Source organism: Bradyrhizobium sp. UFLA05-109 (assembly GCF_054185165.1).
In genome coordinates, this window is record NZ_JBBIAR010000087.1 from 21,649 (window position 1) to 38,101 (window position 16,453).

The window sequence follows — 16,453 nt, forward strand, 5'->3', positions numbered from 1 at the left end:
GCGCGGGAGACGGCGCGATTGCCTTCGCATGCGCGAGCACGTAGCCTTCCGGCCCTACAAACAGAAAATTCAGCCGGAGAGAATGCCATGGCGCGCCTGAAGTTCGGAGCCTTCCTTGCCCCGCATCACCCGATCGGGGAACATCCGATGCTGCAGTTCCGGCGCGACCTCGATTTCGTCGAGCAGATCGATGCACTCGGCTATGACGAGTTCTGGTGCGGCGAGCATCATTCCTCCGGCTGGGAGATGATTGCATCGCCGGAGATGTTTTTGGCGGCGGCCGGCGAGCGCACCAAGCGCATCGGGCTCGGCACCGGCGTCGTCTCGCTGCCCTATCACCATCCGTTCAACGTCGCGCAGCGCATGGTGCAGCTCGACCACATGACCGGCGGACGTGCGATCTTCGGCTCCGGCCCCGGCGCGCTCGCCTCCGACGCGCATACGCTCGGCATCGACCCGATGACGCAGCGCGACCGCCAGGACGAGGCGATCGCGATCATCCGCCGTCTCTTCAACGGCGAGCGCGTCACCGCCAAGAGCGACTGGTTCACCATGAACGACGCCGCGCTCCAGCTCCTGCCGCTCCAGGAGGAGATGCCGTTCGTCGTGGCCTCGCAGATCTCGCCCTCCGGCATGACGCTCGCCGGCAAATACGGCATCGGCATCATCTCGCTAGGCTCGATGACGACGCAGGGATTGATGTCGCTGCGTCAGCAATGGGAATTCGCCGAGGATGCCGCGAAAAAGCACGGCACCAAGGTCAATCGCGCGGACTGGCGCGTGCTGCTGACCTGGCACATCGCCGAAACCCGCGAGCAGGCGCGCCGCGAGGCCGGCGCCGGGCTGATGCGCTGGCACAATGAATATAATGTCGGCACGCTGCAACGGCCGGGCCTGACCGCCTTCTCCTCGCCCGACGAGGCCGTGGACAAGACGGCCTTCGTCGACGGCGCGGCCTCGACCATCGGCACGCCCGATGATCTCGTCAAAACCATCAAGAACGTGATGGAGGTGTCCGGCGGCGTCGGCGCCGTCATCGGATTCGTGCACGACTGGGCCAATCCGGAAGCCACGCGCCGGAGCTGGGACATGGTCGCGCGCTACGTGGTGCCCGAGATCAACGGCTATGTCGACGGGCTTCGCAAGTCGCAAAAATTCGTGATCGAGAACCGCGCGATCTTCGAACGCGCGGGACAGGCGGTGATGGCCAAGATCATGGAGAACGAGAAGGCCGCCGAGGCCTTGAAGCAAACCGGCCTCGGCCGCGTCGCGATCCCCGCCGTCAATGCGCCGGATCTGCAGAAGGAGGCGGCAAAGCAGCGGGGATAGGTCCGCGCTGCAAGCCGGTTCGCACCGACTCGAGGACACATCCTTTTGCCTGGGCTTGTGCTATGCTGCGCGTTCAGCCAACCGGAGCAACCGCATGACGATGCAGAATGTGGCCTCGCCTGAGCTCGGCTTCGCGTCGCCCAAGCGCAACCAGTTGAAGCATATCCCGGGCGACGAGGGTTGGCCGATTATCGGCAAGACATTCGAGGTGCTGGCCGACCCTAAGGGTAATGTCGAGGCGTGCGCCGCGAAATACGGTCTCGTCTATCGCACCCACACTTTTGGCCAGACCAACGTCATGCTGCTCGGACCCGAGGCCAACGAGTTCGTGCTGTTCGACCAGCAAAAGCTCTTCTCATCGACCCATGGCTGGAACCGCGTGCTTGAACTGCTGTTCCCGCGCGGCCTGATGCTGCTCGATTTCGAAGAGCACCGCCTGCACCGCAAGGCACTCTCGGTAGCCTTCAAATCCGGGCCGATGAAGTCTTATCTCACCGACCTCGACAAGGGCATCGCGGCGCGGATTGCGCAATGGAAGGCGAAGCGAGGGGTGATGCAGCTTTACCCGGCGATGAAGCAGCTTACGCTCGATCTCGCCGCGACGTCGTTTCTCGGCGCCGATATCGGACCGGAGGTCGAGGACATCAACCGGGCCTTTGCCGACATGGTGGCAGCCTCCGTCGCCCCGATCCGCCGACCGCTGCCGGGCACGCAGATGGCGCGCGGCGTGGCCGGGCGAAAGCGTGTCGTCGCCTATTTCCGCGAACAGATTCCGCTCCGCCGCGCCAAGGAAGGCGGCGAGGACCTGTTCTCGCAGCTCTGCCACGCCACGCACGAGAACGGCGCGCTGCTCTCCGAGCAGGACATCATCGACCATATGAGCTTCCTGATGATGGCTGCGCACGACACTTTGACCTCGTCGCTGACATCCTTCATCGGCGCGCTCGCGGCGTACCCCGATTGGCAGCAGAGGCTGCGCAGCGAGGTGTTTGCGCTCAGGCTGGCCGCCGACGCGCCCATCGGCTTTGATGATCTGGAAAAAATGCCGCTGTCGGAGATGGCGTTTAAGGAGACGCTACGGATCAGACCGCCAGTGCCGTCGATGCCGCGCCGTGCCATGCGCGATTTTACTTTCAAGGGGTATCCGATTCCCGCTGGCACCGCGGTCGGCGTCAATCCGCTCTATACGCACTATATGAAGGATGTCTGGCCGGAGCCGGATCAGTTCGATCCTTTTCGCTTCACCGAGGACGCGCAGCGCAACCGCCACCGCTTCGCCTGGATACCCTTTGGCGGCGGCGCGCATATGTGCCTCGGCCTGCACTTCGCCTACATGCAGGCGAAATGCTTTGCGCGGCACTTTTTGCAGAACCTCGAGGTATCGCTGGAGCCCGGCTACAAGCCGGACTGGCAGATGTGGCCGATCCCGAAGCCGCGAGACGGATTGCGGGTTGTGGTGAGACCGGTGTGAATTCGTAGGGTGGGCAAAGGCGCGGAGCGCCGTGCCCACCACTTCTCGCGGATGGATAATTGGTGGGCACGCTTCGCTTTGCCCACCCTATTAATTCCTTCGCTGTGTCTCGCTGCCTCGCCTTCCGGTATACGCCGCCTCGCGATCACAATTTTGGCACCTTCAGCGACAAAGACTCCCACTGGTCGCTCCAGCCTACCCGTGGGATGTTCCTGTTTTCGAATGATTTAAGGCCAATTGACCGGCACCGCGCCGCGTGGCCGTTCCAACGGCCAATAGTCCCGCCTGCCAATGCTGGGGCAAGCTATGCTTGCGCAGGTGGCCACGCCCTCATTTGCAGCCCGCCTTTCGCGTTCGCTTTGCGGTTGAACGGCAGATGATGAAACTGGTCGAGGAATTCCGAAAGGGCTGGCTTGGCATATCGCCGCCTTCGCTGGCGCTCAGCGTCGGCTTTGGGGCGATCTGTCTTGTGCTCGCGACGCTGGTGCGCTGGGGCCTCGCCCAGGTACGGCCGGACATCTTCTTCACGCCGTATTTTCCAGCCGTGTTCTTTGCCGCCGCATTCGGCGGCTTGCGCGTCGGGGTCATCACCGCGCTGATCGGCGGCGTGCTCGGCGTCAGCCTCAATTTCGGCGACGTCCATGCCGACCGCGCGCGCTTTGTCCTGCTGGTGCTGTACTGGGCCGTCAGCGCGCTCACCATCTGGGGCGTCGAGCACTATCGCTCGCTGCTCATCGAGCAGCGCCGTATCTCCAAGCGCCTGATCGAGGAAGAGGAGTATCGCAAGCTCCTGGTCGACGAATTGCAGCACCGGCTGAAGAACAAGCTCTCAACCGTGCATGCGGTGCTGCATCAGGTGCTGCATGACCAGCCGCAGGTCTGGGCCCGCATCGATCCACGGCTGCGGTCGCTGGCGGCAACCGACGATCTGATCGCGCGGGTCGACAATTCCGGCTGCGACATCCGCGACCTTCTGATCTCCGAGCTCGGCCCTTACGGCCATGTCCGCTTCACGCTGAACGGCGAGCGGCTGTACCTGCCGGCAAAGCTCGCGGTCACGCTGTCGCTGATGTTTCATGAGCTCGCCACCAACGCGAGCAAATACGGCGCCTTCTCCGCCTTGCGCGGCCTGTTGATGGTGTCGTGGACCGTCTCCGACGATCGCCTCACTATCACCTGGGACGAAACCGAAGGACCCAGCGTCGAAAAGGTCTCGGCGCCGGGCTTCGGCACCAAATTATTGAAATCGGCGCTCATCGCCTTCGACGGCAAGACCGAGATCTCATACTTGAAGAGCGGCGTTCATTGCATCATGCAATGTCGCATTCCCAAATCCTGACACTCCGGCCGCGAAGCGAAAGCAGCCCGCGCGCATCCTCGCAGTTTTCGCACGTGCCGTTGATACTCTGTTAATGACGATGGCTGCCGCGCGTGCCGGCGCGAACAGGTTGTGGAAACCACACCCGTATTTCCGCGTATCCCTTAACCAAAACTAAGAGGGACTTCGGCAAGATCGCGCCATTACAAAGCCGCGTCCGAACAACAAGATTCATGAATTCTATGAGCGACAGCAAATACTCCGGCGCGCCTGATGCCGAGCTCGGATTTCTCAAGGAAATCGTTAGAATGCTGCCTGTCGGCGTGACCGTGCAGGACGCCCGCGGCGACCTTATTCTGGTTAACGATGCCGCCGCCCGCCATCTCGGCATGGATGGCAGCCGGCCGACGCCAGACCTGAGCCAGCGCCGGGAAGCCTGCCAGCAGGCGATGCAGGCCGGCCAGCCGGTGGTGGCCGAGGAATCCGTCCATAACGGCACCGCGCGCCAGGTCCTGCTCACTACCCATCGCCCGGTCCGCCTTGGCGGCCGCGATCTGCTCATCTCCTCCTCCTCCGACATCACCGAGCAGAAGAATTTCGAGGACCAGCTGTTTCGCTCGGCCTACTTCGACGAGCTCACCGGCCTGCCCTCCCGGCGCGTGATCGAGCATCGCGCCAACGGCATTCTGGCGCGCGAGGGCAGCGGCGAGCGTTTTGCACTCGCCTTCCTCGACATCGACAATTTCAAGCACATCAACGACTATTACGGTCATTCGGTCGGCGATGCGCTGCTGGTCGAGCTATCGAAGCGGCTCGGCCGCGACCTGCGCGAGACCGACATGCTGTCGCGGATCTCGGGCGACGAATTCCTGCTGCTGCTCTCGCCGATCAAGAGCGAAGAGGAGGTCGCCGAATTCATCCAGGCGACGCTGAAGCGCCTCACCGCGCCCTTCTTCATCGACTCCTCCGAAATCTTCGCCTCAACCTCGGTCGGCGTCAGCCTCTATCCCGATCACGGCCGCTCCTTCGAGGTGCTGCGCCAGAATGCCGACATCGCGATGTACCGCATCAAGAACGATGGCAAGGGCTCCGCCGCGTTCTTCGATTCCGGCATGGAGCGCGAGGCGCTCGCGCGCATGAAGATCGAGCAGTCGCTGCGGCTCGCCATCCTCGAGAAGCGCTTCTGCTGCGCTTTCCAGTCCAAGGTCGACATCCGCACGCAGGCGGTAAAGGGCATCGAGGCCTTGGTGCGCCTGCGCGACGACGAGGGTGTGATCCAGGCGCCGGGCTCGTTCATCAACCTCGCGGTCGAGCTCGGGCTGATCGACGATCTCACCCATCTCGTGCTGGCCGAGATCGTGAGGTCGATCGACCTGATCAACGACACTTTTGGCGCGGACGCCAGCATCAGCATCAACGTCGCCGCCAAGCAGGCGGGCAATCCCGAATTCATGCGCTCTTTTGCGCGGGCGCTGGACGAGACCGGCTTCCCGAAACGCTTCATGATCGAAGTGACGGAGGACGCCTTCGTCGCCACGAATCTCTTTCAGTCCGAGATCCTGCCGATGTTCCGCAAACTTGGCGTCGGCATCTCCATCGACGATTTCGGCATCGGCTTTTCCTCGCTCTCGGCGCTTGCCGACATCACCGCCGACGAGATCAAGATCGATCGCTCCTTCATCACCGACATCCATAAACGTCCGCGCAGCCAGGGCATCTTGCGCGCGATCGAATCCTTGAGCGAAGCGCTGGGCATGACGGTCATCGCCGAAGGCCTCGAATCCTATGAGGAGCTGGCCTATCTCCAGGCTGCGACCAAGATCCGCTACGCGCAGGGCTATTATTTCGCCCGCCCGATCTTCCTGGAGGAGCTGAAGCTCGCAACGCCCTCGGCCAGCGAAGCCCGCGTCAGCATCGCAAGCCGCCCGGCGCAGCAGAACCGGCAGGGCTATTCGCGGGCGGGTGGATACCGGCGGTAGGGCCGGGCTTGGCGCAACCATCTCGATGTCGTCCTGGCGAATGCCAGGACCCATCACCCGAGCGAGGCGTTGTGGAGCGAAAGGCGGTGACCACGAGTCTTCGCCAAACCACTCTCTGGAGTAATGGGTCGTGGATCTGCGCTCCGCTACCGGACAGCGCTGCGCTGTCCAGGACAGCGTTCTGAGGCGACCATGGCGCGGCGCGCGGCAGGCTTAGAAATGACGCAGACCTTGCATGCGCGGCGTTGGGCGGAAGGTTGAATTGCAATGTTCGCCGCGCTGTGCAAACCGCTATTGCCCAACAAAATGAAACAGGAGGGACCATCTTGCGTTTATCGGTCATCATAACAACAACCATAGCAACAACGATTCTTGGCCTCGCCGCGGCCACCACAGCGCGCGCAGATGATCTCAAGGTCGCGCTGATCTACGGCAAGACCGGACCGCTGGAGGCTTACGCCAAGCAGACCGAGACCGGCCTGCAAATGGGTTTTGAATACGCCACCAAGGGTACGATGACGCTAGACGGTCGCAAGATCGTCATCATCACCAAGGACGACCAGGGCAAGCCGGATCTTGCCAAGGCCGCGCTCGCCGAGGCCTATCAGGACGACAAGGTCGATATCGCGATCGGCACGACGTCGTCGGCCGCGGCGCTCGCGATCCTGCCAGTTGCCGAAGAGAACAAGAAGATTTTGATCGTCGAGCCTGCGGTTGCGGACCAGATTACCGGCGAGAAGTGGAATCGCTACATCTTCCGTACCGCGCGCAACTCCTCGCAGGACGCGATCTCCAACGCGGTCGCGATCGGCAAGCCGGGCGTCACCGTCGCGACGCTGGCGCAGGACTACGCCTTCGGCCGCGACGGCGTCGCCGCCTTCAAGGAGGCGCTGGCCAAGACCGGTGCGACGTTAGCCGCGGAAGAATACGCCCCGACCTCGACCACCGACTTCACCGCGGTTGGCCAGCGCTTGTTCGACGCGCTGAAGGACAAGCCGGGCCGCAAGGTGATCTGGGTGATCTGGGCCGGCGCCGGCAATCCGCTGGCCAAGCTCCAGGACATGGATCCGAAGCGCTACGGCATCGAGCTCTCTACCGGCGGCAACATCCTGCCGGCGCTCGCGGCCTACAAGGCGCTGCCCGGCATGGAAGGCGCGACCTACTACTACTATGACATTCCGAAGAACCCGGTGAACGACTGGCTGGTGGCCGAGCACCAGAAGCGCTTCAACGCGCCGCCGGACTTCTTCACCGCGGGCGGCTTTGCCGCTGCGATGTCCGTCGTCGCCGCCGTCAACAAGGCGAAATCGACCGACACCGAGAAGCTGATCACGGCGATGGAAGGCATGGAGTTTGATACGCCGAAGGGCAAGATGGTGTTCCGCAAGGAAGACCATCAGGCGCTCCAGAGCATGTATCACTTCAAGGTCAAGGTCGATCCGAACGTCGCCTGGGCCATCCTCGAGCCGGTGCGCGAGCTGAAGATCGAGGACATGAACGTTCCGATCCGCAACAAGCGCTGATTTTTCCTGCTTCACCTCTCCCGCTTGCGGGAGAGGCCGGGAGAGGGTTCTGTCCTCTTGGGGGTTCTCGCCTGCGGAAACACCCTCTCCCCACCCCTCCCCCGCAAGCGGGAGGGAGCGCAGTGTGATCGTGGATGCGTCCCAACCCTATCATTCGCCAGATTGCCAATGACGCTGACTCTCGAAACTCGCGACCTGACCATCCGCTTTGGCGGCCACGTCGCGGTCAACAGTGTGAGCTGCAGCTTCCGCCCGGGCGAGCTCACCGCCATCGTCGGGCCGAACGGCGCCGGCAAGACCACCTATTTCAACCTGATCTCGGGCCAGTTGCGCGCGTCGAGCGGCAGCATTTTGTTCGACGGCACCGATATCACGCAGCACTCGGCGCCGCTCCGCACCCGTGCTGGCCTGGGTCGCGCCTTCCAGCTTACCAACCTGTTCCCGAACCTGACGGTGGAAGAGAATGTCCGTCTCGCGGTGCAAGCCGCTGACGGCACTCACTATGACATGCTGCGACCCTGGATGGTGCGGCGCGACCTGATCGCGCGCGCGGATAGCATCCTCGACCAGGTCGCGCTCGGTGGCCGCCGCGGCGTCGCCGCAACCGCGCTCTCGCATGGCGACCAGCGCAAGCTCGAGGTCGCACTGATGATCGCGCTGGAGCCGAAGGTCTTCATGTTCGACGAGCCGACCGCGGGCATGAGCATCGACGAGGTGCCTGTCGTGCTCAATCTCATCGCACAGCTCAAGCAGGACAGGAGCAAGATCATCCTCCTGGTCGAGCACAAGATGGACGTGGTGCGCTCGCTCGCCGACCGCATCATCGTGCTGCATAACGGGCAACTCGTCGCCGACGGGCCGCCGGCCGAGGTGATCGCTTCCCCCATCGTGCAGGAAGCCTATCTCGGCGTCGCACCCAAGAAAGCTGCAGAGGGCGCGGCATGACTGAGCTTTTAAGACTTTCCGGCGTGCATACCCATATCGGGCGCTATCACATCCTCCAGGGCATCGACCTCGTGGTCGCCCAGGGCCAGACCACCATGCTGCTCGGGCGCAACGGCGCCGGCAAGACCACGACGCTGCGCACCATCATGGGCCTGTGGCAGGCCTCCAGGGGCGAGATCAGTCTCGCCGGCGAACGCATCGAGGGCCGCGCCACGCCAGATATCGCCCGGCTCGGCGTCGGCTACGTGCCGGAAAGCATGGCGGTGTTCTCCGACCTCACGGTGAAGGAGAACCTGGTGCTGGCGGCGCGCGACGGCCCGCTCAACGACGCCCAGCTCGACTGGATCTTTGGCTTCTTCCCGGCGCTGCGCCGCTTCTGGCTGTCGCGCGCCGGCAGTCTCTCGGGCGGGCAGAAGCAGATGCTCTCGATTGCGCGCGCCATCATCGAGCCGCGCAAGCTTCTGTTGATCGACGAGCCAACCAAAGGCCTGGCTCCCGCCATCGTCATGGCGCTGATCGAGTGCCTGAAGGAGATCAAGCGCAAGGGCGCGACGATTCTCCTGGTCGAACAGAATTTCTTTGCCGCCCGCGAGCTCGGCGACAATGTGCTGGTGATGGACAACGGCACCATCGTCCATCGCGGTGAGATGGCGGCGCTCGCCGCCGACGTGCCGCTCCAGGAGCGGCTGCTCGGCCTGAGCCTGGAGGCGCATCAGTGACAGACCTTGCCGCAACCGATCCGCTGCCGAAGCCCAAGCGCGACATCGCGCCGATCCTGCTGCCGATTGCGCTCGCACTCGCCATGATCCCCTTCGTCGGTTCGACCAGCTCCTGGCTGACGCTGACCGTCGCGAGCCTCGCCATGGGCATGATGATCTTCATCATGGCCTCAGGGCTGACGCTGGTGTTCGGCCTGATGGACGTGCTCAATTTCGGCCACGGCGCCTTCATCGCCGTCGGCGCCTATGTGGCGACGCTCATCCTGCTGCCGTTCGCGGCCGCGATGCAGGCGGATTCGCTTCTGATGAACCTCGCGGTGCTGGCGCCTGCCGCGCTGCTTTCTATGGCGGTGTCCGGCGCGCTCGGCCTCGTCGTCGAGCGCGTCTTGATCCTCCCCGTCTACGGCCAGCACCTGAAGCAGATTTTGATGACGACCGGCGGCCTGATCGTCGCCGAGCAGACGCTTTATGCCGTGTGGGGCCCACAGATCATCCCGCTGCCGCTGCCGACCTCACTGCGCGGCTCGTTCATCATCGGCGATGTCGCGATCGCAAAATACCGACTGCTCGCGATGCTGGTCGGCCTCGTCGTCTTCATCGCGATCCAGCTCGTGCTCAACCGCAGCAAGCTCGGGCTCCTGATCCGCGCCGGCGTCGAGAACCGCGAGATGGTGGAGGCGCTCGGCTATCGCATCCGCCGCCTGTTCCTCGGCGTGTTCATGACGGGTTCGGCGCTTGCCGGCCTCGGCGGCGTGATGTGGGCGCTGTATCGCGAGCAGGTCCATGCCTCCATGAGCGACGATCTCACCGTGCTGATCTTCATCGTCGTCATCATCGGCGGGTTGGGCTCGATCGGCGGCTGCTTCATCGGCGCGCTTCTGGTCGCGATGGTCGCCAATTACGGCGGCTTCCTGGTGCCGAAACTCGCCCTCGTGTCCAACATCCTGTTGATGGTCGCCGTTTTGATGTGGCGGCCGCGCGGGCTCTACGCGGTGACCAGCCGATGATGATCCTGTCAGGCGACCCGCCGCGGAGCCGCGTTCTCACCCTCATTCTCGTCGTCATCATCCTGGCGCTGGCGGCAACGCCCTATCTGTTTCCCGGCGCGAAAGCGATGAACGTTGCGGCCAAGATCTGCATCTTTGCCGCCTTGGTCGCCTCCTACGACCTGCTGCTCGGCTACACCGGCTCGGTGTCGTTCGCCCACACGATGTTCTACGGCATCGGCAGCTACGCGATCGCGATCGCGCTCTATTCCATGGGGCCGAACTGGGGCGCGGTGGCAACCGGCATCGTCGTTGGCCTGCCGCTCGCGGCGCTGCTGGCGCTTGCGATCGGATTGTTCTCGCTGCGGGTCGCGGCGATCTTCTTTGCCATGATCACGCTTGCGGTCGCCTCGGCCTTCCAGGTGCTGGCCTCGCAGCTCTCCTGGCTCACCGGAGGCGAAGACGGGCGCAGCTTTCAATTGCCGGAATTGCTGCGGCCCGGCACCGTGCTGATCCCGAAGAGTCTTGCAGGCTTCGAGTTCAATGGCCGGACCCTGACCTTCTACCTCGTCTTCATTGCGTCGGCCCTGATGATCCTCGCGCTGCTGCGCGTGGTGAACTCGCCGTTCGGCCGCGTGCTTCAGGCGATCCGCGAGAACCGGTTTCGCGCCGAGGCACTCGGCTTCCGCACCGTGTTCCATCTCACCTACGCCAATTGCCTGGCCGCTCTGGTCGCCGCCAGTGCCGGCGTCTTGAACGCGCTCTGGCTGCGCTACGCCGGACCCGACACGTCGCTGAGCTTCTCGATCATGCTGGATATTCTTCTGATGGTCGTGATCGGCGGCATGGGCACGATCTACGGCGCGATCATCGGTGCGACCATCTTCATCCTCGCGCAAAACTATCTGCAGTCACTGATGGGCGTTGCCTCGAAGGCCGCGGCGGACGCCGGCCTGCCGCTGCTGCCGGGCCTGTTGCACCCGGATCGCTGGCTGCTGTGGCTCGGGCTGCTCTTCATTGCCAGCGTTTACTTCTTTCCGACCGGCGTGGTCGGACGTCTGCGCAATGCGGGCGCGAAGAAGGCGTGACACCTCACGGGTTAAGCTGTCATTAACGATGCGGCTGCGCCGGCTTCGTCTGTGCAGCGCGCAACCTTGAAGCGACGGCGCATGATTCAACGCTTGCCAAACCGGCTAAGGCCTTGTGGTAACCGATTAAAGCTTGGGTAACCGGCTTTCCTAAGGTTTGGGCCATTTGTGCATAGTAAGCCTATTCCCCCAGGGGAGGGGGAATGCGCCGGATGTCGTCCACGATCACGAGCAGAATATTCGCGGCCGCAAAGGGCGGCTGGGACGCTGCCGTACGGCGCGGACCCGTGCTGTGGCTGACACTGTGCGGCGCGCTGCTGGTGGCCGGCATCTTCGTCGTCACCACCGTGGTGATCGGCGACTTCCGCGAGCGCGCGCTCGTCAATAACGAACGCGAGCTGGAGAACACAGTCCTCCTGCTGACTCGCCATTTCGATCAGCAGTTCGAAGATTCCGAGACCGTCGCCGTCGATCTGATCACGCAGATGAACCTGCCGGACATCGCCTCGCCCGAGATCTTCCGCGAGCGCATGTCGAGCGATGAAGCCCATCGCATGCTTGCGAACAAGATCAGTGCCGTGAACTATCTCGGCGACATCGCGATCTATGACACCAACGGCGACCTCATCAACTGGTCGCGAAACGAACCGCTGCCGAAGGTCAACATCTCGTCACGGGCTTATTTCCAGACGTTCAAATCCAACCCTCAGTCCGAGCCGGTGCTGCTCGAGAGCGTGCGCAGCCTGATCATCGGCAAATGGACCACGGTGGTGGCGCGCCGGCTGACGAGCCCGCAAGGCGAGCTCCTCGGGATCATGGTGCGCCGGATCGATCCTGCTAGCTATCAGAAATATTTCTCCTCCGTCGTGCTCGGGAGCGGCGCGGCCATCTCGCTGTTCGACCGCAGCGGAACGATGCTGGCGCGCTATCCGCACGTCGACGAGCTGATCGGAAAGAGCTACGCCAAAGCGCCGTTGTTGCAGAAGATCGCAGCCGAGGGCGGCCGGCAGACGGTGCGGATCGAGAAAAGTCCGATCGACGGTCAGGGACGCCTGGGCGCCGGCGCGCCGCTCGTGCATTTCCCGATCATCATCATCGCAACCAATACGATGGAATCGGCGCTTGCGGACTGGCGGGAACAAACCCGCTTCTTGATCATCACGGCCACGCTGGTGGCGACGATCATCGCACTCATCCTCTATTTCATCATCCGCCAGATCAGCGGCCAAAATCGCGAGACGCAAGCGCGGATCGAGTCCGAAAGGCTGCGGCTCGACACCGCCCTGAACAACATGTCGCAGGGCCTGATCCTCTACGACGCCACGGGACACATCGTCACCTGCAATCGGCGCTATGCCGACATGTTCGGCCTGTCCCCAGATGTCATCAAGCCCGGCTGCCACATCCATGAGGCGATGTATCATCGCAAGGAGCGCGGGACGTTCGACGGCAATGTCGAGGAGTTTTGCGCCAGCGTCATGAAGATCGTCGCCGAGGGCAGGGTCTCCACGAGGATCCATGAGTTCTCGAACGGCCGTGCCTTCCAGGTCATCAACACCCCGCTGGCACAGGGTGGATGGGTCGCCACGATCGAGGAGATCACCGAGCGGCGCAATCTCGAGCAGGAGCGCGACCGCAACTACACTTTCCTGCGCGAGATCATCGACCATATCCCTTCGCAAATCACCGTGAAGGATGCCCACACGCGGCAATATCTGCTGGTCAACCGGATTGCCGAGGAGGTGTTCGGGGAATCGGGCACGACGATCGTCGGCAAGACGGCTTTCGACATTCTCCCGATTGCAGACGCCGAGGCCGTTACCCGCGACGACGACAGTCTGCTGAAGTCGCCCGAGGGCCTGATCCTGGGTGAGCAGGCCTGGGAAACGCGGACCGGCGGCCACCGCTACGTCATCTCCAAGCGCATCGGCATCCCCGACAAGGCCGGCGAGCCCCGCTACATCATCAACGTCATCGAGGACGTGACCGAGCGTCGACGCGCCGACGAGAAGATCGCGCATCTGGCGCATTATGATGCGCTGACCGACCTGCCGAACCGGGTGCTGTTCCGAGAGCAGATCGAGCGCGAGCTCGAAAAGGTCGCTGGCGGCGAGCAGTTCGCGCTGCTTTATATCGACGTCGACGAGTTCAAGGGCATCAACGATTCGCTCGGCCATCATGTCGGCGACGAGCTGTTGAAGGCGGTCGCGGCCCGCATCCGCACCTGCCTCAAGCCGGGCGACCTGATCGCGCGGCTCGGCGGCGACGAGTTCGCGGTGATCCAGACGGGGATCGAGACATCCGCAGACGTGCTGGCCTTCGTGACGCGAATCCACGAGGCGATCCGGCGGCCCTGCCATTGTCTCGGCCATCAGCTATCGACCGATGCCTCGATCGGCATCGCGCTGGCGCCCCAGGACGGCACCGATCTCGACCAGCTCATCAAGAATGCCGACCTCGCGATGTACGGTGCCAAGGCGGAGGGACGCCGCACCTATCGCTTCTTCGTGCCGGCGATGGATGCCTGCGCCAAGGCGCGACTTGCCATGGAGCAGGACCTGCGTCAGACCCTGGTCGATGGCGGCTTCGAGCTTCACTATCAGCCGCTCGTCAACTTACGCTCCGGCGAGGTCTCCGGCTGCGAGGCGCTGCTGCGCTGGCGTCACCCCGAACGCGGCATGGTCTCTCCGGCCGAGTTCATTCCCGTGGCCGAGGACACCGGCCTGATCAACGAGCTCGGCGACTGGGTGCTGCGCACGGCCTGTACCGAGGCCGCAAGCTGGCCCCGGCATGTGCGGCTTGCCGTCAACGTGTCGCCGGTGCAGCTCAAATGCGAGACCTTGGCTCTGAAGATTGCCGGCGCGCTCGCCGCCTCCGGCCTCGATCCGTGCCGCCTCGAGCTCGAGATCACCGAGGCCGTGCTGATCCGCGATGACGAGGCCGCGCTCGCGATCCTGCATCAGCTCCGCTCGATCGGCGTGCGCATCGCCCTCGACGATTTCGGCACCGGCTACTCCTCGCTGAGCTATCTGAAGCGCTTCCCGTTCGACAAGATCAAGATCGACCGCTGCTTCGTCGCCGACATCGCGGAGACGGGCGGCGCGCCCGTCATCGTTCAGGCCGTGGTCAACATCGCCAGCGCCAGCAACATGACCACCGTCGCCGAAGGCGTCGAGACCGAGGCGCAGCGCGAGATGCTGCGCGCCCTCGGTTGCACGGAGATGCAGGGCTATCTGTTCAGCGCGCCGAAGGCTGCGGGCGAGGTGCGAAAACTGTTCGGCCCGCGCAGCGCGCAAGTGGCGGCGGTGGCCTGAAGATGGCGAAGCCCGCCTCTCCCAGACATTTCGATGTTGCGCATTCCTATGCCGTGCGGCTGATGCAGCATCTGGTGGTTCCGACCTTCGTGATCGACCCCAAGCGTCGCGTCGTGATCTGGAATCGTGCCTGCGAGCGTCTGACCGGCGTTGCCGCCTCCGAAGTGATCGGCACGAGCAAGCACTGGCAGGCCTTCTACGAGACGAAGCGCCATTGTCTTGCCGATCTCGTCGCGCTCGACCTGCCCGAGCAGCTGCCGGAACTCTACTCCGAATACGCCGCGCGCGGGCATAACGGGCTCGGCTTCGGCGCCGAGAACTGGTGCATGATGCCGAAGCTCGGTAATCAGCTCTATCTCGCGATCGACGCCGGACCGATCCACGACGAGGCCGGCAATCTGATCGCGGTGGTCGAAACCCTGCGCGACCTGACCGACCAGAAGCGCGCCGAGATGGCGCTGAAGGAGCTCGCCAGCAAAGACGGGCTGACCGGGCTCTCCAATCGCCGCTCCTTCGACCAGATGCTGATGACCGAATGGTCGCGCGCACAGCGGACGCAGTTGCCGCTCTCGCTGCTGTTCGTCGACGTCGACCATTTCAAGCTGTTCAACGACCTGCACGGCCACCAGACCGGCGACGAATGCCTGCGCGCGGTCGCCAATGTCGTCCGCAGCCACGCCGTGCGCCCGCTGGACCTTGCGACCCGCTATGGCGGCGAGGAATTCGCGATGATCCTGCCGGAGATGAGTTGCGAGGCCGCCTGCGCCCTCGCCGAGCAGATCCGCTGCGCGGTCATGGGCTTGGGGATTACCCACGGCGCGGAAGGCGCCGGCGAACACGTCACGCTCAGCATCGGCGTCGCAAGCCACCTCCCCGGCGAGCGCGATAACCGCCCGGACCGGCTGCTCGGAGCAGCCGACCAGGCGCTCTATGCCGCCAAACGGCTGGGCCGCAATCGCGTCATCTCCGCCGAAGCCATGCTGGCCGAATTCGCCCGCCCCGATCGCGGGATCCGGGAGGTTCCGGCCCAGGCGGCGCGCCGGTCCGGCCGGGCCTGACACAGGCGTCGAGCGGAGGTTGCCGACCCCGCGGCAATCAGCTAAATGAGGCCTCGCTGCACCCGTAGCTCAGCTGGATAGAGCGTTGCCCTCCGAAGGCAAAGGTCACACGTTCGAATCGTGTCGGGTGCGCCATTCCACGATTTAATCCGAAATTGCTGGCGAAGGGGCGCGCCGAACACTGAGCCGCTGGTCGCTGCATGCGTTAACTTGCGCCGGGGGGTGTATCATCATCGGCTTTCCGTTCACGGGCCGTCAGCCACTCCGTCCCGACTAGAACCAAGATTGTCCCCACTACTGTGAGAACAAATGAACTCAGCGATATGAGTTCGTGGGAATAAACCTCCGAGCCGATAAGGTAGATCGTGAAAAAGATGCCGATTCGCGCGCATTGCCATGCGGCCGATAGAAGCGGGCGCTCGGGCAAGTGGCTACGATATTCGTCAATTGCTAGTCCGGCGATGGCCACAAAGGCACCGCCCACCCAAGCAAGGAAAAGCCAGGGCAGCAAAGGCCATAGATCCAACTGTGATGTCATGGACGCACGCTCTACGAAGGCGAATATCCGTATTTTGACGTCGGCGGACTTACAGAGGTTCAGGTCGGAATTGTCGACAGTCGGCATATCACGTCGATCCCCGGACTGATCGAAAAGGGACGCTGTCGAAGGGTACACGAACCACCCTGCGATACCGGGGAGCGCATGACGCGTAGCGTAAGATC

The 16,453-nt window shown here is 63.5% G+C and carries 12 protein-coding genes and 1 tRNA gene; 12 read left to right on the forward strand and 1 reads right to left on the reverse strand.

What is annotated here, in order from left to right; translation table 11 throughout:
- The first annotated feature begins 87 nt into the window (after positions 1-87).
- The 12 genes from Q3C01_RS39595 (at position 88) to Q3C01_RS39650 (ending at position 15,865) form a co-directional block, all read left to right on the forward strand.
- Positions 88-1,329: an LLM class flavin-dependent oxidoreductase gene (locus Q3C01_RS39595; RefSeq protein WP_458150757.1), complete on the forward strand. Its 1,242-nt coding sequence runs from the start codon at positions 88-90 to the stop codon at positions 1,327-1,329.
- 94 nt (positions 1,330-1,423) lie between these two features.
- Positions 1,424-2,800: a cytochrome P450 gene (locus Q3C01_RS39600; protein WP_458150758.1), complete on the forward strand. Its 1,377-nt coding sequence runs from the start codon at positions 1,424-1,426 to the stop codon at positions 2,798-2,800.
- A 376-nt stretch (positions 2,801-3,176) separates the two neighbouring features.
- Positions 3,177-4,139 (forward strand): sensor histidine kinase, encoded by a 963-nt coding sequence (locus tag Q3C01_RS39605; protein WP_458150759.1) that lies wholly within the window; start codon positions 3,177-3,179, stop codon positions 4,137-4,139.
- A 221-nt stretch (positions 4,140-4,360) separates the two neighbouring features.
- Positions 4,361-6,097: a putative bifunctional diguanylate cyclase/phosphodiesterase gene (locus Q3C01_RS39610; RefSeq protein ID WP_458150760.1), complete on the forward strand. Its 1,737-nt coding sequence runs from the start codon at positions 4,361-4,363 to the stop codon at positions 6,095-6,097.
- A gap of 326 nt (positions 6,098-6,423) precedes the next feature.
- Positions 6,424-7,620 carry a substrate-binding domain-containing protein gene (locus Q3C01_RS39615; RefSeq protein WP_458150761.1) on the forward strand — a complete coding sequence of 399 codons (1,197 nt, stop codon included), beginning with the start codon at positions 6,424-6,426 and terminating at the stop codon, positions 7,618-7,620.
- A 168-nt stretch (positions 7,621-7,788) separates the two neighbouring features.
- Positions 7,789-8,565, forward strand: coding sequence for an ABC transporter ATP-binding protein (locus Q3C01_RS39620; protein ID WP_458150762.1), 777 nt, complete (start codon positions 7,789-7,791; stop codon positions 8,563-8,565).
- Positions 8,562-9,284: an ABC transporter ATP-binding protein gene (locus tag Q3C01_RS39625; RefSeq protein WP_458150763.1), complete on the forward strand. Its 723-nt coding sequence runs from the start codon at positions 8,562-8,564 to the stop codon at positions 9,282-9,284. The genes Q3C01_RS39620 and Q3C01_RS39625 overlap by 4 nt, the downstream gene beginning before the upstream one ends.
- Positions 9,281-10,291, forward strand: coding sequence for a branched-chain amino acid ABC transporter permease (locus tag Q3C01_RS39630; RefSeq protein ID WP_458150764.1), 1,011 nt, complete (start codon positions 9,281-9,283; stop codon positions 10,289-10,291). Before Q3C01_RS39625 ends, Q3C01_RS39630 begins: the two co-directional genes overlap by 4 nt.
- Complete coding sequence (locus tag Q3C01_RS39635) at positions 10,288-11,358, forward strand: branched-chain amino acid ABC transporter permease (protein WP_458150765.1); 1,071 nt, start codon at positions 10,288-10,290, stop codon at positions 11,356-11,358. Before Q3C01_RS39630 ends, Q3C01_RS39635 begins: the two co-directional genes overlap by 4 nt.
- Positions 11,359-11,561: 203 nt before the next feature.
- On the forward strand, positions 11,562-14,672 hold the full coding sequence (locus Q3C01_RS39640; protein ID WP_458150766.1) for a bifunctional diguanylate cyclase/phosphodiesterase: 3,111 nt from the start codon (positions 11,562-11,564) through the stop codon (positions 14,670-14,672).
- Between the two features lie 2 nt (positions 14,673-14,674).
- Positions 14,675-15,730 carry a GGDEF domain-containing protein gene (locus tag Q3C01_RS39645; protein ID WP_458150767.1) on the forward strand — a complete coding sequence of 352 codons (1,056 nt, stop codon included), beginning with the start codon at positions 14,675-14,677 and terminating at the stop codon, positions 15,728-15,730.
- 58 nt (positions 15,731-15,788) lie between these two features.
- A tRNA-Arg gene (locus Q3C01_RS39650) sits at positions 15,789-15,865 on the forward strand.
- A 70-nt stretch (positions 15,866-15,935) separates the two neighbouring features.
- Here the strand turns inward: Q3C01_RS39650 and Q3C01_RS39655 are convergent.
- A partial coding sequence (locus tag Q3C01_RS39655; protein ID WP_458150768.1) for a hypothetical protein occupies positions 15,936-16,453 on the reverse strand: 518 nt, incomplete at its 5' end.